Here is a 19,893-nt window from a genome sequence, read left to right as displayed (position 1 = left end):
TTATGCTAAAATTTTTGCTGATAATACCGTTTTTTTTTCTGTCAGGCTGCGGGGAACATCACTGTATTAAGCCAGAAAATTTATCAGGTTTGCGTGAAAAACTAGATATAGTGTCAACAGAGCAGAAATGGGTTGATTCTGGTGTTAATATCTCAGATAGAATAAGAGTAACAGAGATTGATATAGTGCCTAGTAAGGTTAATTTTTGTCCTAAGCAGTATGCAGATTTTGCAATTGGGCCTGGGAGAAATGACGTTGCATTACCATTTGCACTTAAAAAAGGCGATACGATAAGCTTTAGTGTGATTGGAAGTAAAGTGTGTAAAGATAAAGAGAGTGAGACAAAAATCAGGTATTTGAAAATCGACGAAAAGTGTAGCGAGCAAGAAACGGAACATTTTGCACATGTTTTAAATCAAGAGAAATGCCAAGGTGGCAAGGATGGGATATGTCCTAATAAATATATAATAGGCGATGCGCAATGGTTGAGTGGAAGAGAGTACTGGTTTTCGAAGTTAGATCAAGATGAAAGAAAAAAGGAAATTGAAAATATTATTAACTCTATAAAACAAGGAGAGAATATAGATTGCAGCAAGCTTTCAGAGAGCAGTGCAAGTAAGATAGATACGCACATTTTAAATTCACTCTGTAGACGTATATGTAAATTTTCTTCTGGTCGTAGAGGCGAGGATTGCGTTTATATTGAACATAATAATATAGAAATTGAGCTATTCAATGCTTTAAATTCTAGTGGTGAATCTGTTGTTGCTGAAATTATTAGTAACGTATTAAAGGGAAAACAGGTAAAAACTGACATTACATTTCTAAAAGTTGGTATGGATAATGAAACTCTTGAACACATTCCAGGTGGTGGTTTATGTACTAGTTGTGATCATAAGATGGAGAATGACCATCAAATACCAAGTTTAACTTTTAGTCTATGTAGCAGAAATGACAAGAGCTGCTACAATACAAATGACAAAGGCGGGTTCAACATAAGAGTAACGAAGAACCATAGTCTGGAAAATAGCTTGTATATAAGTGTTTCCGATAAATTCCCTGAGCATAAGCCTGGTGAAAATCAAGCGGATATATCTGTAGATATCAGCAAAGTTCATGACATAGAAAACTTGAAAGGAAAATTAAAAGACAAAACAGGCACCATATATTACGGAATAAGAGACCATGGCTGCGATTACAAAAATGAAGGTCAGTTTAGCATTAACCTAACAACTCAAGAGCCACCTACAAAAACTTTTAGTGCAATATATAATTTCTTTGATGAAAAAGTGAAAACTGCATTTTTCGGCTCTAATTATAAAGACCCTAACGCAATTCACTCTGATACTAGTCCTGTAAAGTCTCTTTACGAAAGTTTTATAAAATCAAGCAGAACAAATACCATTAGATCTACTATAATATCACTATTAGTACTATATATAATCTTATATACTCTTTATTACTTTTTTGGATTAACTCATATTTCTATATATGAGTTTTTAATTATATGCGTAAAGATAGGAATCATCGCCCAGCTATTGCAGGATAATAGCTGGGACTTTTTTTATAACAACGCATTCTCTATATTTATTAACACTCCAAAACAACTAATAGAAATAGCAAATTTTAGAGGCACTACTTCAAATGTTTTTGAGTTTCTTGATTTGCCGCTCAATAGGTTCTTGTCATCGCATTCAGTATTGTTAATAGTATCTCTTATATTTTCTGGCCCTTTGGGCATTGTATCTTTTTGCTTGGTGATTTGGGGTTTAATCACAGTGAGCTTATCTATTTTTAATGCCTTATTTTCTTTTATTACATCTATAGCAATAGTTGCGTTATTACTTTCTTTAGCACCTATTTTTATTATTTGTCTTTTATTTGCGTATACTAGGCAGATGTTTCAAAACTGGGTTAAAAATTTAGCAAGATTTGCAATTCATCCAGTGGTCCTTTTAATTTTTATATCACTGATAAGTCAGGTTATGGATTATATTGTGTATTCAGTATTTGATTTTGAGGTCTGCTCTACATGTATACTTAATATTAACCTAAAGATTTTTAACCCTTGTATTTTTTATGGTTATGCTTCCAAATATACACCTAATATTACCGCTATGATGGCTTTTGTTATTTTGGGACACGCTATGAAAGCTTTAGTTGAAGCTTCTTCGGCAATATCTGACTCGTTGTTTGGTGCTTATGTAGCAAGCGAACCTGGAAGACAGTATCAACAAAGCTTAATGGGAACAGTAGGGTTAGATGAACAAAGCGTTCAAAGAAGAGAAAGAGGAGATGCCTCTCAACAATCAGGTACGTCAAGACCTCAAATACCACAAGGGACTCAAAGGTCAACGCCTCAGATACCACAACCAGGAAGACAGCAATGATAAGTAAAAGATCACTATTATTGATACTGTGTCTTGCAATCACTGGTTGTAATATGGATTGTGTCGAGCCTGGGTTGCAGAGCAAAAACACCAGCGTTAATGTGGATGTTCCAGTTCGTAAAGCCGATAAAATTCATTGGGTTGATTCTGGTCAGGTAATTAGTCAGGGTGAGAAAATCAAATTCACCCTCGATGGATCAGTAAATTTTTGCCCTTTTAAAGAAGACAAAAATCCAAGGAAAGTACTTGTGCCAGCTAGCTTTTGTGCTGATGGCTCAGAACCAAATTATAGTAAGGCTGCGGATATTAATAGTGTACCTAACAATTATGGTGTTAATGAAAGTAAAAACGAACTATGTGGTGGCAAAGGATTTGGCAGCAATAGACGTTATGTGGACACTGGAATTAAAGTAAATCCTGGTGACAAGTTAAGCTTCAGCTTAGTTCCCAGAAAAATAACAATTGATTACGACAATCCAGAAGGGAAAGGCATCAATTTTGATGACAATTGTTATAAAGCTGTAGAAAATGATCGTAAGGAAACTGTATATAAGAAAGCTACAGTGAGTGAAGTACATCAGGGGGGAGAGTTTTTTTGTGATGGTAAAGATGGTACAAAAAATAAAATACAATTTTTACCTCTTGATAAAACAAAAGCAAAGGAAAGCAAAGTGCTAGTTGGCAATGGGTATACCCCATATGATAATAAGGTGCATTTTAATAAAGGTTATATTCAAGACAACGAACCATGGGTATATGGTTCACTACTTGATTTACGCCGCGCTAAAATAGGATTGAACGAGTTATGTGATGGAAAAAACTGTAGTCTTGATGAGAGAAAAAAGTACTCCTCCTATGAGCTTAACTGTTACCATCAAAATATATGCTATACTGAGAAGGGTATATGGAACTATGGTTTAGGTCAAGCAGGAGAACGGAACTGTGTCTCCTCTATAAGGTATAAGAAGTACGATAAAGGAAATAAATGTGATATGTATCCTTATCTAGAAAAAATGGAAGGGAATGTTAAAGCAGGTAGTTTTACTGAAGATGATAAATCTTGGGCTGAGGCTCTTGTTGCAAAAATTGGTGATCCTGATGATAAAAATACCGCTAAAGGTATTCAATGTCTTCCAAAGAAAGAGGGTGCAAAAGGGGATAATATGTGTTCGCAAATTGGCGATAACAATAAATTCGAGGATTTTTCTCTGGAATTGAACAATGATTATCCAGTAAATGACGAGGTAACGCCCGGTAGCAGTGTGATGCTTGCCATTGCAGATTATGGTCACTATGGAGCTAATAGAGGTGGGTACCATGTTAAAGTGACTAGATCGTGTGAATATATCAATGGCAAAAAACTGTATGTGTATTTGGGTGATAACCCGCCAGGGGATCCATCTGCTCCAAAGACTAATGATTTCAAAAAAGTAGAGAACTTAGATAAAACAAAGGATAAGGTATATTATATAATAGATGGAGGTCTTTTAACAGATGAATGCAAAGACAAAAAACCTATAACAGATGAATGCAAACCTAAGAAGATATATTTCGGCATCAATGTAAGCAACGTAGAGAAAGATGACATTACGGACAAAAATGGCAAATATTACGAAAACAATAAGTATAGTGTAACTTTATTTGTCAAAAGAAAAATTAATGATTTTATTTCATCGAATATAAACAAGATATTTGATTTTATGAAAAAAGAAGTAATTGGTGACAGCGTTAAAGATTCATACAAAGGATATATAAAAGGTCTTTTTCAGGGAGTAAGAGCTTTGCTTACTCTATACGTTATATTTACTTTCATTGGCTATATGCTTGGAACAATACAGCTAAGTAAATTTGATTTCATTGTAAGGATGTTCAAGATAGCATTTATAGCTTTTGCCTTTAGCGATAGAAGCTGGGAACTCTTTGGTACAACTTTATCCAGACTTTTTGTAGATGGTAGCATTTATTTAGTTGATAGTTTTTCTGGCTATGTAGGAGAAGGGGAGAGAAAATTTGCATTCTTAGACTTGACAGCAGGAGTATTATTCACAGCAGAAACTTGGTTAAAGTTTTTATCATTGATGCTCTCTGGTCCTTTTGGCTTTATTGCATTTTGGGTAATATTCTGCGCTACTTATGCGTTTTTAAAATGCATTATTAGCGCTACGTTTAAATATGTAATATCTACTGTTCTAGTGGCGTTTTTACTGTCATTAACACCTTTATTTATCGTATTTATTCTATTTCAAAAGACTAAACCCTTGTTTGATAATTGGATAAAAACGTTGGCTCATGTTTCATTAGAACCAGTCATTTTATTTTCATTTTTATCTCTTTTAAATCAGTTGATGTATTCAGTTTTATATAACCTCACAAATTTTTCTGCATGCTATCAATGTTTAATTAGCGTAAATTTCTTATCGTATGATCTGTGCTTGATGAAATCAATACTGCCTCTTGGATACAGTCCTGGCACTAGCGTTGATGTTGCACTCAGTACCGGAGAAAGGGCTGGTGGACACTTTGCAGCATTACCTATAGACCTAATCCAGGCGTTTATATACCTCATTATTGCCGGTGCAATGGAAGCTTTTGTTTCTATATCGGAAACTATGGTACAAACACTATTTAGCTCTGGTTATGGAGTTACTGGCGGTGTTGGTACAGTTGCTAAGAGCGCATCGCAAGCTATGCTGTCAACCGTTGGCCTTGATGATAAGACCCAAAGTATGATACAGAGTATCAAGCAGAAAATGAGTAAAGATCGGGGAAAAATTGAGGCTAAATTACCTAACACACCAAAGCAACCAGACAAAAAAGAAGATTCTAAAGGAAGTTCTGATAAAACAACGAGTGATAGACCTAAAACATTAAAACAATCAGATCAGCAAAAAAATTCTGATGAAACAATAAGAAGTGATCCTAGTGCTAAAGCTAAAAACAAGGAAGAAAATGGAGAGGAGTAAGATATGAATGATGTTATGGAGTAACTAATTAAAAAGATATTTTAAGTAAAGTTTTAGAAATTTATTCTGTATTTGGAAAAAGTTTAGATATGCAATCACGTTTAGGCAAATGTTGGTTTAGGGTATTACTTCTTGCAGCTTATGTGCTGATCACAGGTTGTAGTAAGAACGATATGCCTTTTCCAAGGTGCATATCTGCTGACTATTTTGGTCCTGAACCTATTGCAGTAAGCGCTCATTTTTCAAGCGATCATGATGCTTTTATTCCAGAAGGTGAAGATGAAAGCGTTATTGATCCTGACACTGGTGAAATTAATTCTGGTTTTCACCATAACCAAGTGGTGAAGTGGAAAGATACTGGATTAGAAACCAATGGAGATAGCTTAATAGTGCGAGTAAATGGTGCATGGACATCTTGGAGTAATAATAACAAGAAGGAATCTAAAAAAGGCAGTTATACCTTACAAAGCTTGGAGCAGTTAAAATATGCAACTAAATTTGAAGGTAAACAAAGTGATAATAGTTTACCTAATTTTCACTTAGTTTGTAATGATTATAAACCTAGCATACAAAAATTTTCAAGTAAGTCTGATACAAGTTGCACTGTAAATTGCAAGTGCATTAATGAAGATGATAGCGCAAATACAGTATCACGTGGTGCTCCATGTTGGTTTACCAATGGTCATGGTGCTTATCTTTTGTTTCAAACGGGGAAAGATGATCCTAACGAAAATCTAAAGTTAATGCGCGATCCTCAATATCCTACTGTACATCTAGGTTACAACTCCGTGGCAGAAAATGGGAGCGGTCTTTTTACTTTAGACAGAGATAGCACTAAATTAAAAGACAGAAATTGTAACCCGGTGAAATTAAAAAAGGGATGGAAAATATATGTAAAAATATTAGATAGATATTACTTAGATAATGTAGGTGGCTACTCTTTTGAGTTCTTAAGTGGAGTGCAGCAGCCAAGTAGTTTTGGGTTTTTTGATTACATTTATAACTATCTAAAATGTGTATTATTGATTAACGAAAATTGCAAAGAACATTTTAATAGCAATGATCCTGCAGTTGCACAAGCTATGTTCGAAAATATAGCTGAAAAAAGTACGAGCTTTCACAATTTTGTTCTTTCCTTGCTTGTTCTATTTGTAATGATTTCATCGCTTCTTTATCTTTTTGGCATGATACGAGAAACTAAGCATGATATGCTCATCAGAATGATGAAAATCACTCTAGTAATAGTGCTTATATCTCCTGGAAGTTTTAGATTTTTCTATGATCATTTTCTTGTTTTATTCGTTAAAGGTCTTGAACAATTAATAAGTGTAATTACTAACTTTGCTCCCAACATGAACACCGGAAGTATTGCTCAAGGAGATGAAGCTAAGTTGTTTAGCTTCATGGAGGACATGTTCAATAAATTTTTTGCTTATTCTGTTTGGAAAAAGTTTGCAGCGTTTTTACATTACCAAATGTGGGCAAGCCTTCTTATGATACCGGCAATTTTCATAGGGATTGTGCTATACTTCTTGCTGTGCTTATATGCTTACATAATATTTCTCTCTGGTTTTATGGGTATAGCTTTTCTTATAGCCATTATGCCACTGTTTCTAATTTCTATTTTATTTTCACCGCTGAAAAGTCTATTTGAAGGTTGGATAAAATTCTGCATCAGCTTTTGTTTACAGTCGATTATGATATTTGCTCTCTTGTCATTACTGGCTTCCATTATAATGAATACCTTTTATAGGCAGTTAGGTTTTACTGTATGCTACGATAAATGGTTTGAGGTAAGGTTATGTGCTCCAAAATGGGTGTTTGGTGGTTTTTGTATCGTTGATAAGCAGTACTTTGGTTGGACCCCAGGGCAAATTTTTGTACCTTACACTCTTGGAGAAGCTTCTTCTCTTAACATAGATAAAAGTATAGAAGGTATAGAAAAGATAAGCAGAGAAGGTGGTACAATAAAATTTACTGGAGGCGCTGGATATATCCCGCTTCCACCGGATTACCCTAAAGATAAAAATGGTGAACATATAAAAGGGTTTCGTTATATAGATTATCCTTTCTTTAATCCAATGCCTGGAACTAAAGATAATCCAGCAGACCACTATATTGCAGAAAGTGATATGGTAGTTAGTAATGGCTGCAGTGCAAAAGATCTAGTACGCTTAACAAATAGTTTATCCCATGCATCAGAGAGGGCTGACATTATATTACTGATCAACAATATAGAGAAAAGGATAGGTGATGTTAGTGAAATAATAAAACGCTACTGTCAAGATATAAATAAATGCAATAGTTATAGGGAAATAATTAATGAAATAAGATCTTTAGTGCGGAGTGCGGTAGAAAAACAAGGTTGTAGAATACTGAAACTTCATGATTTATATAAGGATCCCAACAGTGAATACTGTCAGAAATGTAAAGATTGTGAGGATTGCAAAAATTATCAAGAAAATAGCGATTACCAAAGGGTGCAAGACATACAGAGAGGTTATTTAATCAATGCAGGGGAAATCTTTATACTATTCTTGCTTTCATTTTTAATGTTCTCCTTACGCACGTTCGTACAACAAATGGGCTCAAGTATCGCTGGTGGTGGATTCAGCGTTTACAATATATCTAGTATGTATCAGGCATCGCCTTTGACTGGCATAATGGAAGGATTCAAACAGCAGTGGCAAAATTTTGCTGGTAGAGGACTTGAGTCTTTAGGCAGTTGGGCTACTCATTTACCGGATAGATTAGCCGGAGGTGCAGCTAATCTGCTGGGGAGAGTACCAAGAGTTGGAGGAGTGCTGAAATACGCTATTGATGTGCCACGTAAATTTGTAGGTGCTACTATTGAAGCAACAAAATTTGCAACATCACCTAAAAATGACGTTGATAAACTTGAGGAAAAGATCTACAGGGCATTTGGAGTTGATAAAGAAGATATTGTGCATAGAAGAATTGATAGATATTTAGAATATTACAAAGGGTATGTAGGATCACATTTGGGCTATACAATAGAAGATGCTATGAAGTTTACTTGGGAGCATGGCCTTGATTCTATAGGAGTTAGCCGCCGTACAGGAGAAAAAGATGGTTATCCAAATAACTTACTTTTTAGAGCAAAATCGCATAGGCAAGATTTCTTGAATAAGCTTCATGATGACACCATAGGCCGTAAGAGAGAACCAGAAAAAGACAATCCTGATCAATCAAATAAGGTAGAACGAGAGTTAGGCACGGAACTAGTAAGAGATAACCATGATCAGCCACTAGAAGAAGGCGACCCTCTTCGACTACGAGGGGGAGGTCAGCCAGATAAGGTAGTACGAGAACTAAGCACAGAACAAGAAGACAAGCCTAATCAACTACAGCATGATCAGCCAACAGAAGAAGATAAGCCTGATCAATCAAATGAAGTGACACGAAATTTAGGCACGGAACCAAAAGGTTCAGATGAAATTGATGATTTTGGATCTGCTTTTGAAGGTATGGAAAAACGTGCTGAAAGAGAAGGCAGAAGAAATCAAGATAAAGTTTACAACCTCTCACCACTTTTTGAAATGAACACTCCAGAAGCTGTAGAAAAACGTGCTGAAAGAGCTAGAAGAAAAGAAGAAAGAGATCGAAAAGACGAAGTTTATAATCTTAAGCCTTTATTTAAAGAACCAAAAAATCCAGAAGAGTACGTTAAGGCACTTTTTGAAATGAATACCCAGGAAGCTATAAAAAAACGTGCTGAAAGAGAGGAAAAAAGAAATCGAGAAGACAGTAAAAGGAAATTACCGGAACCAATGAGGAAACCAGATGCAAAAGGAGATGAGAAGAGGATTGAAGATGAAGACTAATAAAAATTTCAAAGGCCTTGATTATTATAAATTGCAGCAAGACAAAGATGGCAACATAAAGTTAAATGACTACGACGACATTTTAAATGCGCGTAGGGCAAGGGTAGACTTGTTGCGGGATAACACATCACTTGACAAGGATGTCAATTTTGCTAAATTGAATAAAGCTTTGAGTGAGAAATTTGTAGATAATCATAGTTTATTGTCTGAATTTGATAAGGAAGACAAAGAGATTGTACAAGAAAGGATTAAGGTGTTTAGTATTTTAGAAAGTCTTGAAGACCTTAAAAGCGTGAAAAGTGAAGATCTGTTAGAGGTTAGCTTACTGCTGTCAGATCTTAGCTTCATAGAGAGAAATGTTGTACTAAATACCGATCAGAATTCTGATCTAGCAGGATTTAAAAACCTATTTATTGAAAAAAAAGCATCTGGTGAAGAGTATAGTGAAGAAGAATGTAGAGGCTTTCTTGATAATATAGATAAAATCAATACTATAATTAAGTTAGAGTTAGAAAGCAGAATTGAAGGGCTAAATCATGATGAAAAAAATGATCATGATGATTTACAAGATGAGATTGGTCAAGCAATTAATGCAGCAGGCAAATCAGAAAAAGATAACTGATGAGTCTTGTGTTTGTGTTTTTCTTACAAGCGACTCGATAGCTTCTCTCTATTAAACTGCTAAAGCCATATTGACATTAATCATATAGTATAAATAATTAATTATTTTGGAGCTTATTTAATATGCTACGCATCATTGCAGGCAAATATCGCGGAAGAAAAATAACTACAGGTAAGCATTTAGCTGCACGGCCAACTATGAGTATTGTCCGAGAAGCAATATTTAATATGCTTTCCTCAAGAAAACCTATTTATAACTTGAATGTACTTGATTTATTCTGTGGTAGTGGTTCTTTTTCATTTGAAGCGCTTTCTCGCGGCGCTAAACATGCATTTATGGTAGATTCAGATTATTACAATTTGCAATTGCCTAAAAAAACAGCAAAAGATTTTGGAATTACGGACAATGTTACGCTAATTTGCTGCAGTGCTAACTGCTTACCACAACCTATTTCAAAATGTGACATAGTTTTTATAGACCCACCTTACAATAGCAATCTAGTTGAATCAACGTTGAATGGACTAGCTCACTCAGGCTGGTTAAGTGATGATGCATTGATAATTCTAGAGATTAGGAAAAACGAAGATTTTGAGTGCAATAAAAACTTCAGTATAATCTTGGAACGCACCTACGGTATAGCGAGAATAATTTTTCTTTCTCTATTAACTTGAACTTGCATATACTTTTCATTGATGAGTTCCAGTTCTATTTTCGTCAAGTTTCCGGAGAAATTACTTATTCTGTACTGCCCTAGATCAAAATTTTTATTAAATTCAGAGTCTATTAAATATTCATGTGCTTCTTCAATAAATTTATTTTCTTTTTCTTCGTAACTGGTGTATTTTGTTGTACCATTATTATCCTCACGATAAACTAAATGTTCTTTATGATCAGCATGAATATTTTTATTTTCACAAACCTTTTCAGGATCGTGCTCAAGTACTTTTCTACCAACAATCAATAGCTTATAAGAAATTTCCTATGATTCCTTTTAAGCGAGTTTTGAATTTTTGAAATGTCATGACATTGTTGATACGGTTATCAAGAAACGATAAAGTATCCACAAAATCTTCTGAATAATCATTGATAAAAAAAAGTATCGTACTTAAGTACACTCCAGCTAATATTGCTCTTTTTGTATAGTAGTTAAAATCTGTTGATTGGTCATGAATGCCATACCAAATCGCACTAATAGTTCTGTATAAAAGTTTACTAGAAAAATATGTATTTTTTGGTGATACGGAGAATGATAAAACATTTTTTAAAAGTTCTCTATAATTCGGTAGCTTAGCATAGTTTGAAAGGTGTATTTGAATAGCTAACTTTACTCGCTCTCGCACTTTCATATCTTCTAAATTAGAATTTCTTAATTCAGCTTCCATTGAGCTATTTAAGTCCTCTGCTATGTGCTCCAAAGCGCTATATATTCCATTCTGAAATTTGCAAAAGCTATTAGCTAGATTAAGGTCAGTGCACACCTTTAATAGGGTTTCATCGCTTATCCCTTCAAATGGAATAACCCTAATTAGCTTATCTATTATTAACTTTTGTTCCACGCAACATCATACTAAACAGCATGTGTGATTGTACCTGAGATTTTCAAACATTCTACAAAATGCTTCACCACGTTCCTCGAAATTTTTCCATTGATCAAAAGAAGCACACGCGGGAGAAAGTAATATTGTTACTTCTTCTGCGCTATTTAAGGCCTCTTCAAAAGCCAATCTGAATGCATCTTCTAGATTGCAACATTTAACATAATCTACTTTATTCTCCATAACATTTGCAAAAGCTTCGGTTGATTCTCCAATAAGAAAAGCTTTTCTAACCCTTGTAAAATGCTTGCTTAATGATTCTATTCCACCTTTTTTGCTTCTTCCACCAGCGATCCAATTTATGTTTTCATAAGATAAGATCGCCTTTTCGCTCGATTTTGCATTAGTTGCTTTGCTATCGTTCACGAAAAACACATTTCTTATTTTGCCAAGCAGTTCATTTCTATGCCTCAGTCCTGAAAAGGACTTGATTCCATTGATAATAGTGTTGCTATCTACTCCAAGTACCTTACATACGGCATATGTGGCTGCTATGTTTTCTGCGTTGGATATTAGGTTTATTTTCACGTCGCTTACTGATAAGCTATGATTCTCTAGTTTTAACGAGATCTTCTGGATCCCAGTGCCCCTTTTGTCATCCAAGTAGCTGACACTGGGATCCAGATAATTTCGATCTATACCAGTAATCTGTTCACTATAATCAAGCAAATTGTTACCTGCCAATGATATTAGATCTCTTGCACCACCCTCTGTCATCTGAGTAGTTGGCAATGGTTTTTCTTTTCTGGATTCCAGCGTCACGCGCTGGAATGACATCGGGGAATATGTTACTGAGATTGGAATTTTGTCTCCAGTGAATTTGTTGAATATATCAGCAGTAATCTCATTGTCACATCCTATTACGGCAACCTCACTACCGTTTATCAGTTTTAATTTAGTTGCTATGTAGTTCTCCATACTTCCATGCCTATCTATGTGATCTGGTGTAATATTGAGCAGTGCTGAAATGTCCACGTTAATTTCATTCATCAACTCCAATTGAAAAGAGGAGAGTTCGATTACATAAATTTCTGCATCTCTTTCTAGATCCAAAACAGGAACGCCTAAATTTCCACCAATAGCTACTTTTTTCCCTGCAGATTTTAATATGTGCCCTATTAGTGATGTAGTGGTTGATTTACCATTTGTTCCTGTGACGCCTATTACCTTCTGGTTCGTAGTTTTAGCTTCAAGAAATAGCTCAATGTCTGATTTTATTTTGCAATCAAATCTCCTTGCAAGTTTTACTATCCAATGTGGCTCTGTTGGCACTCCAGGGCTTAAAACCAATGCACTGATCTCATGCCAATTGTATTCCTTGGGATGAATAAAATTACATTTTTTATACATCATTTTTGCATTTGCTATTTGCTCTTCATGATCATCCCATGCATATATTCTTGCACCACTCTTTGTTAGAGCGTTAATGGCGGATAAACCAGTTTTACCAAGACCAAAAACCGCGACGTTTTGATTTTTATATTTGTTTAGTTGCACTGCTAGATAACTTATGCGAACCATTTTATAAAGATATCGTACAAATTACAACAGACTTCTTTCGTAGGTTACAACTGTCATTCAATAGAAACAAAAAACTTCCTTGACAAACTCCGCCAGCCCCCTTATCATGAAACTGAAGCTATTTATTTATCTTCGCAATCTGTGCAGGTTAATGACAAAAAACTTAGGGTATTTGGCGTCTCATGTTTAATTTTTCGCACTACGTGCATCGCATGTCTTTAAAAATTTCTGGGTTTTTACCTATATAAGCCGAAACGCGCTTACAAAGCGTTTAAGACAGCAAAAAACGTCAAATTGACAAGGGAGAATTTAAATGCTAGCTACTACGGGGTTTCTTTGCCTTTTTTCCTGCTTAGTAAATTTCTTAAACACTTGCGGTGTAGGTTAGTTGCAAGTTAAAAGCAGCTAAATCGCTCTTAATCAAGCGTTTTAGAATAAAAAAACGCCGATATTTTAGTACATGGTAAATAGCCAACCACCACGGGGTTTCTTTTGCCTTTTTTTTCATTTGGTAAATTTCTTAATATTTATGGCTAAACGACAATCGTCATCCCGCTGCTTGTTAGCGGGATCTCTTGTTAGCGGCTGAGATACCGCGAATGAATCGCGGTATGACGGTTCGCGACGGCGTGACGATAAGCTCGTTATCCCGCTGCTTGTTAGCGGCTAAGAGATACCGCGGCAGTATGACGGTTAAGTGGGGTGTCATCCCAGTGTCAGCTACTCGGATGACAGGAGAAGGAGGCTACTTGCATGACACCATTCTTTTTTCTGGATCCAAGTAATCAGGGCACTGGGATGACAAGAAGAGGGCACTGCTGTCATAAAGGAACCAGTGTCAGCTACTCGGATGACAACAAAGAGCTACTTGGATAACAAGAAATATAGGCACTGGAATTGCAAAGAGTTTGCAAATATTAGTTATTACCTGTAGGATATAGAGAAATTAGTAAGGATTTTAATAGGAATAATATGCCATCTGTTACTTTTATTTTACCTGATGGGAGTAAGAAAAGCTATGAAGCTGCAGAGGGAGAAACTCTGCTCAATTTAGCCCACAGAAGTGATCCAGATCTGCTTGAAGGTGCATGTGAAGGTTCTCTTGCTTGCTCTACATGCCATGTAATTGTTGATCCAAAGTTTTATAATGCTGTAGAAATACATAACCCTATATCTGATGAGGAAAATGATATGTTAGACCTAGCTTTCGGCTTAACAGAGACGTCGAGGCTTGGATGCCAAATAAAAATCACAAAAGATATCGACGGCTTGTGTGTAACCATACCAAGGGGTACAAGAAACATATCATTAGATAAACAGGGGAATCATGCGTAAGATTTTTATCTATATTATCGTCTCTTTACTTTTGTTTATTCCTGTAGCGTATAGTGGTTTTTGGTATTTTTCTGCATATAAGGTAAAAAATCTTTTAGCTGAAACAATACTATACATTAACGACGAAAAATTTGATATTTCACATGATTTTAGTGGATTTCCTTCTAACCTAATTTTCCGTGTGACAAACCCAAAATTTTCCAATGAGCAATTAACCATCTCATCTGATGCTTTATTGATAAAAAATAGATTGTTTGATAAATCAGTATATATCTACATACCAAGCAATGAAGTCAATATTGCTGTTCATGGTGATGAGAAAAAGAATATAAAATGCCACACAAACGATAGCAGCCGCTTTGTTGTTAGACTAAACGATTTACCATCTTCATTGCGATTCAACAAAAATAGTACCGTGATAGACTATATAGATACACTTCGTTACGAAGATTATGGATTAAAATGTGATGTTTCAGAAAATCAGCAAAGTGTTATAACTGAAGTGAATGATAAAAGTAATTACATTCAATTTTACCTCGATAAAGAACTGAGTGGAAATGCTAAGCTAGGATTTGATTTGTATACTTATCGGTATAAAAATACTGCAAGTCCTGAAAGTTACCTTAGTATCGACACTAAATTTGATTATGAATTTGTAAACGACATCTCAGCTTCCAGAATTAATTTCAATATAGAGAAATTTTTGATTCAAAGTAATAATTTTTCTTTTGCTGCAGATGGTGGGGTAAACAATTACAACTTAGTTACATATTCATTTAAAGACAAAATCAACGTGGCTATATCAAATTATAAAGAATTAATCGCGTTTATGATTGGTGACTCAAAAACTTCAGATGCGTTCGAAAAATTAGTACCTTCCTTATCAGAAAAAACAACTGATAATGGCATTCAATTTTCAATAAAGTACGATGATGATGTAGGGTCAAGCTTTATTGGAAAGTTATCCATCACTGATTTTATGAACCAACTCAGTAAAATAATCCAATTAACCAAGAATGAGAATAGTAATTAGCTTACTTTTCATATTGATATTCCACTCAGGCGTAAACGCTTTTACTCTGGATAATAAACTCAGAGATAAAAGCATGGAAAAACGAGCAACCAGTTTATTTGAAATAATAAGGTGTCCAATATGTTCTGGCGAATCATTGTCTGAATCTGGATCTCAGATCGCGTATGATATGCGAGAAGCAATTCGTAAAAAAATCAATGATGGATACACAGATGAAGAGATAATCTCAGAGTTAAAAAATTCTTACGGCAATTCAATTATAATCGTACCACCTATAAAATCTAGCACTTACATTTTGTGGTTTATTCCACTTACAACTCTGCTTATTGGGTGTTTTTTAATACAAAGATACATCAATACAACCACTTAAACCTTTTATATATAGCTAAAGTGACTTAGGTTCTCTAATTGCACATAAGTCAACAATAATTTTCACACAAATCAAAACAGCATATCTTCTCCATAATCCTTGGTAATTTTACATAAGTTAAAAGTAGCATATGGTTCTCTCCGCGGTCTGAGATGACAATAAATTTGTCAAGCCGCATTATACTTGTTAGGCGGAAGTGGACGGCAACATATTTACCACGAAGTCTAACTAAGTTCTTGCTTGTCCCTTCCATCGGCATTGCTATCTTTATTTTCAATAAAATTATTGTCCTATGCTCTTTTGATGTTTATTGATAATAAAATTCTGTTTTATCAACCAACATCCTATGTATAATTACAGCTAATTTTCTTGCTACTGCTACAATTGCTTTTTTCATTCCTTTTTTCTTCGCAACCCCAGTTTTTTAATTTAAATGTCCTCTTGGTAACTGTAAGCATTGTTTGTGCAGCTTCATATAACATACTTCTACATTCCGCTGGTCCCATCTTTGATATGCTGCCATGCCGATCAACTTCTCCAGAAGAATATTGCCTTGGTGTCAACCCTATATACCCCAGTTGCGGATTAGCCAACGAAGTAAAGCTTAGAAATGCAGCGGCTGTATGGAATATGAAACAAGCGTAGAAAAAATGTGTACCAAAAAATTTATCGGTGATCTGTGGCGAGTATGCTCAATCTCAAATTTGTTTTTCAGAGAGCCAAAAACTGTCTCAATAATCGATCTTTTTCTTAACAAAATCTTCTCATTTAGCGCCATTAATGAGTTTTTCATACCCTTTTTTATACTGGTTACAAGCTTTAACCCTCTATCGAATAATTCGTGAAAAAGATCTTTTTTGATATATCCTTTATCTCCAAACAATAATCCAGTCAATTTCTTAGTTAAATTTGGCACAGGTATCAACGTTGCCTTTTATCACCGTAACCCCTTGAATTTCGCCAGTTTTATTGATTACTAGATGTACCGAAAAACCACCCATAAGTAGTCTTTCCAATCTTTGCCAACCCTTTGAAAACTTTGTTTCTCGAGGTCCTTTTTGGATGGCAAACAGCGATAGATGTTGCATCTATGTACGAAATCCCTGTCACTTTTGACTGTTCGCAAAACCATTGCATTAAGAGCGCTAAATACCATAAAACCCGCGATTTTAACCTGATAAACCTACTATAGGATGGCAATTTTGGAAACGCTGATTCGTATAATAATTTCAAATAATGCACATAGAGAATTTTAAAATTGTCGCACTTGATATAGCAATATTATGGTAAAAATCTCTGAATGCGTAATCTCTGGCGTCCTGGTTGGTTTTTTGCCACTTGGTAGAAGTTTTTCTGCAAAATTTTCATCGACTGTATTGCAAAAATCATCGACTATACAAAAGATTTCTGTTACTTTCTCTTTCATTGGTAACCTCCTATTTTAGGAATGAATATCAAATACCTTGGAGTTTACCCTATTTCCTTACCTTTTCTATTTTTTCTAATTTACAACTGGGGTTAGCAGTGCTGTGAGAATGGTTGAAAGCGCAAAAGAAAACCTCTCGGAAGTTAAAAATATACTGGTCGATGCAGGTTATACAGGAGAAAATTTTGCAACTCAAATAAAAACGATTATTGGAGCAACTGTAGAAGTAATAAAACGAAGTGAATTACATTCCTTTGCTGTATTGCCACAAAGATGGGTTGTAGAGCGATCTTTCGCTTGGTTAGAAAAATGCAGACGATTGTGGAAAAATTGCGAGCGAAAACTTAACACTAGCCTACAAATGGTCGTTCTTTCCTTCATTTCTCTTCTATTGAGAAGATTTTAAACAGGTTCTAAATCTTTATTTTAAAAATGTCATATTGACCACCGGTACCTGAAAATACTATTCCAATTGATCAGAGCTATCCATTTCCTTAATTTTTGTAACGTTGTCATAGGAGTACTATAACTTTAGTATCAACTATGTTTTATTGTTTTTGCATCTAAAAAAATTTAGCTTATTCAAGCAGCATTTTGCCTTTTTTTGGATGTAGGGATTTTTTAGGAATTGTCTTCTTGAATTCTATGGTATTTTGTTTAACATTGAAACAAGATTCCAGTGTCAGCTACTTGCATGACATTGTTGGTTAATGTTTCATGGCTTTACGATAGCTATACAACTTATCTTAAAAGCAATATAGTGTTTACTATACAATGAATCAAAGATAGTAAGTAAAGTCTATGGAATTTCAAATCGCTACACATTTTCAACCGGCTGGGGATCAACCACAGGCAATCGATAGCTTAATTGCAGGGCTAAATAGCAATAAAAGAGATCAGGTTTTGCTTGGAGTTACTGGTTCTGGGAAAACTTTTACTATGGCAAATGTTATTGCAAGGACAAACAGGCCTGCATTAATTATGGCACACAATAAAACTTTAGCAGCACAGCTTTATGAGGAAATGAAAGGATTGTTTCCCCATAATGCTGTTGAATACTTCATTTCTTATTATGATTATTATCAACCTGAAGCCTATTTACCACAAACTGATACTTATATCGAAAAAGATTCTGCAATTAACGAAAGAATTGAGATGCTGCGTTATTCCACCGTCTGCTCCCTTTTGGAGCGCAGGGATACGATCGTAGTTGCCAGTGTTTCCTGCATATACGGTCTTGGTTCGCCTGAGAGCTACCGCAGCATGATCATACCGCTTAGTGTTGGAAATAAAATTCGTATTAATGATTTCCTGAGCAACTTAACTGATCTTCAATACAAGCGCTCTGATGCCAGGTTTGAGAGAGGATATTTCAGAGTGCGCGGCGATATTATTGATATATTTCCTTCCCATTATGAAAATAAAGCTTGGCGTTTATCGTTATTTGGCGATGAAATAGAAGAAATTTCTGAAGTTGATGCTATAACGGGCAATGTTACCAAAGGCGTAAATAAAATCACCATTTTTCCAAATAGCTATTACATAACCCCGCGTGAGGCTTTGTTGCAGGCAATTGAACTAGTCAAAAAAGAGCTGCATGAACGCTTGGATTATTACTACTCGCAAAACAAGATTGTTGAAGCAAAGCGCCTCGAGCAACGCACTAATTTTGATATCGAAATGATGAGAACAACAGGAATATGTAAAGGTATTGAAAATTATTCGCGTTATCTCTATGGAATGGAAGCTGGGGATCCACCACCTACTTTGTTTGAATATTTACCCAAAGACGTAATTTTATTTGTTGATGAGAGTCATGTCACCGTTCCTCAGGTTGGTGCGATGTACAGTGGTAATGAGGCGCGTAAAAAGAAATTGATTGACTATGGCTTCAGGCTCCCTTCCGCTTTTGATAATCGTCCATTAAAATTTGAAGAGTGGGAGGGAGTTAGGCCGCAGACTGTTTACATTTCAGCCACTCCCGGAAAGTATGAGTTGGCAAAGACCAGTAATGTATTTATAGAGCAAGTTATCCGTCCAACAGGGCTTACGGACCCAATCTGCATTGTAAAACCAATAGAGAGTCAAATTGATGATGTAATTCATGAGGCACAAGTGACAATAGGGAAGGGATTTTGTGTTTTAATCACTACATTGACGAAAAAAATGGCTGAAAATTTAGCTGAATATATGAGTGAATTGAATATGAGAGTGAGTTATTTGCATTCTGATATTGCTGCGCTGGAGAGAATAGAAATTATATACAAATTGAGATCTAAAGAAATCGATGTTTTAGTAGGTGTTAACTTGCTGAGGGAAGGTCTTGATATTCCAGAGTGTGGGTTGGTTGCAATTTTGGATGCTGATAAAGAAGGATTTTTGCGATCGGAAACTTCATTAATTCAAACGATTGGTCGTGCTGCACGTAATGCTGAAGGTAGAGTAATTTTGTATGCAGATAAAATCACTGGTTCTTTAGATCGTGCATTGAGAGAGACCGAAAGAAGAAGAAAAAAACAAGAAGAACATAATATATTGCACAATATTATCCCGAAGACTATAATAAAACCTATATCAAACACCTTACAGGAGAGGGCAATAGCAGAACCGAAAGTAAATACTAATAAGGATGATTTGAGAAAGCAAATGATAGAGCATGCTAAAAATTTGGAGTTTGAAGAAGCAGCAAGAATAAAAAAATTATTGTAAGGTTAAGTAATATATGATGCTATGGGCATAGCATGAAAGTGTAAATAATTTTATTGATATCTTTATATTAATACTTTTTAAACA

12 protein-coding genes and 3 pseudogenes are annotated in these 19,893 nt (G+C 35.2%); 10 read left to right on the top strand and 5 right to left on the bottom strand.

Features of this window, described 5'->3' with window-relative positions:
• Positions 1-2 precede the first annotated feature (2 nt).
• The 5 genes from OPR50_RS07090 (at position 3) to rsmD (ending at position 10,491) form a co-directional block, all read left to right on the top strand.
• Entirely contained in the window at positions 3-2,390 is a 2,388-nt protein-coding gene (locus tag OPR50_RS07090; RefSeq protein WP_265023998.1) for a TrbL/VirB6 family protein, read from the top strand.
• Positions 2,387-5,353, top strand: coding sequence for a TrbL/VirB6 family protein (locus OPR50_RS07085; protein WP_265023997.1), 2,967 nt, complete (start codon positions 2,387-2,389; stop codon positions 5,351-5,353). The genes OPR50_RS07090 and OPR50_RS07085 overlap by 4 nt, the downstream gene beginning before the upstream one ends.
• Positions 5,354-5,442: 89 nt before the next feature.
• Complete coding sequence (locus OPR50_RS07080; RefSeq protein ID WP_264339083.1) at positions 5,443-9,198, top strand: TrbL/VirB6 family protein; 3,756 nt, start codon at positions 5,443-5,445, stop codon at positions 9,196-9,198.
• Entirely contained in the window at positions 9,188-9,820 is a 633-nt protein-coding gene (locus tag OPR50_RS07075; RefSeq protein ID WP_010082417.1) for a WD_0853 family protein, read from the top strand. The genes OPR50_RS07080 and OPR50_RS07075 overlap by 11 nt, the downstream gene beginning before the upstream one ends.
• Before the next feature lie 122 nt (positions 9,821-9,942).
• A complete protein-coding gene (gene rsmD / locus OPR50_RS07070; protein ID WP_006280837.1) occupies positions 9,943-10,491 on the top strand; it encodes a 16S rRNA (guanine(966)-N(2))-methyltransferase RsmD in 549 nt (182 codons plus the stop codon).
• Here rsmD and OPR50_RS07065 read toward each other — a convergent pair.
• From OPR50_RS07065 to OPR50_RS07055, 3 genes and pseudogenes are all read right to left on the bottom strand, one after another.
• A pseudogene (locus OPR50_RS07065) lies at positions 10,449-10,763 on the bottom strand (hypothetical protein); the annotation flags it as partial. The gene rsmD and the pseudogene OPR50_RS07065 sit on opposite strands and share 43 nt — an antisense overlap.
• A gap of 22 nt (positions 10,764-10,785) precedes the next feature.
• On the bottom strand, positions 10,786-11,376 hold the full coding sequence (locus tag OPR50_RS07060; RefSeq protein ID WP_010082414.1) for a COQ9 family protein: 591 nt from the start codon (positions 11,374-11,376) through the stop codon (positions 10,786-10,788).
• Between the two features lie 6 nt (positions 11,377-11,382).
• A complete protein-coding gene (locus tag OPR50_RS07055; RefSeq protein ID WP_007549232.1) occupies positions 11,383-12,936 on the bottom strand; it encodes a Mur ligase family protein in 1,554 nt (517 codons plus the stop codon).
• A gap of 972 nt (positions 12,937-13,908) precedes the next feature.
• On the opposite strand from OPR50_RS07055, the gene OPR50_RS07050 reads away from it, so the two are divergent.
• From OPR50_RS07050 to OPR50_RS07040, 3 genes are read left to right on the top strand one after another with little or no spacing between them, the layout of a single operon-like run.
• Entirely contained in the window at positions 13,909-14,271 is a 363-nt protein-coding gene (locus OPR50_RS07050; protein ID WP_077188202.1) for a ferredoxin family 2Fe-2S iron-sulfur cluster binding protein, read from the top strand.
• Positions 14,264-15,304 carry a hypothetical protein gene (locus OPR50_RS07045; protein WP_265023996.1) on the top strand — a complete coding sequence of 347 codons (1,041 nt, stop codon included), beginning with the start codon at positions 14,264-14,266 and terminating at the stop codon, positions 15,302-15,304. The genes OPR50_RS07050 and OPR50_RS07045 overlap by 8 nt, the downstream gene beginning before the upstream one ends.
• Positions 15,288-15,674, top strand: a complete 387-nt coding sequence (locus tag OPR50_RS07040) for a cytochrome c-type biogenesis protein (protein WP_182309927.1) — start codon at positions 15,288-15,290, stop codon at positions 15,672-15,674. The genes OPR50_RS07045 and OPR50_RS07040 overlap by 17 nt, the downstream gene beginning before the upstream one ends.
• Positions 15,675-16,018: 344 nt before the next feature.
• Here the strand turns inward: OPR50_RS07040 and OPR50_RS07035 are convergent, their stop codons facing one another.
• Positions 16,019-16,237: an IS110 family transposase gene (locus OPR50_RS07035; protein ID WP_265023995.1), complete on the bottom strand. Its 219-nt coding sequence runs from the start codon at positions 16,235-16,237 to the stop codon at positions 16,019-16,021.
• 22 nt (positions 16,238-16,259) lie between these two features.
• Positions 16,260-17,100, bottom strand: a pseudogene (locus tag OPR50_RS07030) (IS982 family transposase).
• 133 nt (positions 17,101-17,233) lie between these two features.
• Here OPR50_RS07030 and OPR50_RS07025 point away from each other — a divergent pair.
• Both OPR50_RS07025 and uvrB read left to right on the top strand, forming a co-directional pair.
• A pseudogene (locus tag OPR50_RS07025) lies at positions 17,234-17,506 on the top strand (transposase); the annotation flags it as partial.
• Between the two features lie 395 nt (positions 17,507-17,901).
• Positions 17,902-19,809 (top strand): excinuclease ABC subunit UvrB, encoded by a 1,908-nt coding sequence (uvrB, locus tag OPR50_RS07020; RefSeq protein ID WP_264339088.1) that lies wholly within the window; start codon positions 17,902-17,904, stop codon positions 19,807-19,809.
• Positions 19,810-19,893 lie beyond the last annotated feature (84 nt).

It is taken from the genome of Wolbachia endosymbiont (group A) of Epagoge grotiana (assembly GCF_947251775.1).
Classification (GTDB): Bacteria; Pseudomonadota; Alphaproteobacteria; order Rickettsiales; family Anaplasmataceae; genus Wolbachia; species Wolbachia pipientis.
This window is presented reverse-complemented; position numbering and strand designations above follow the sequence as displayed.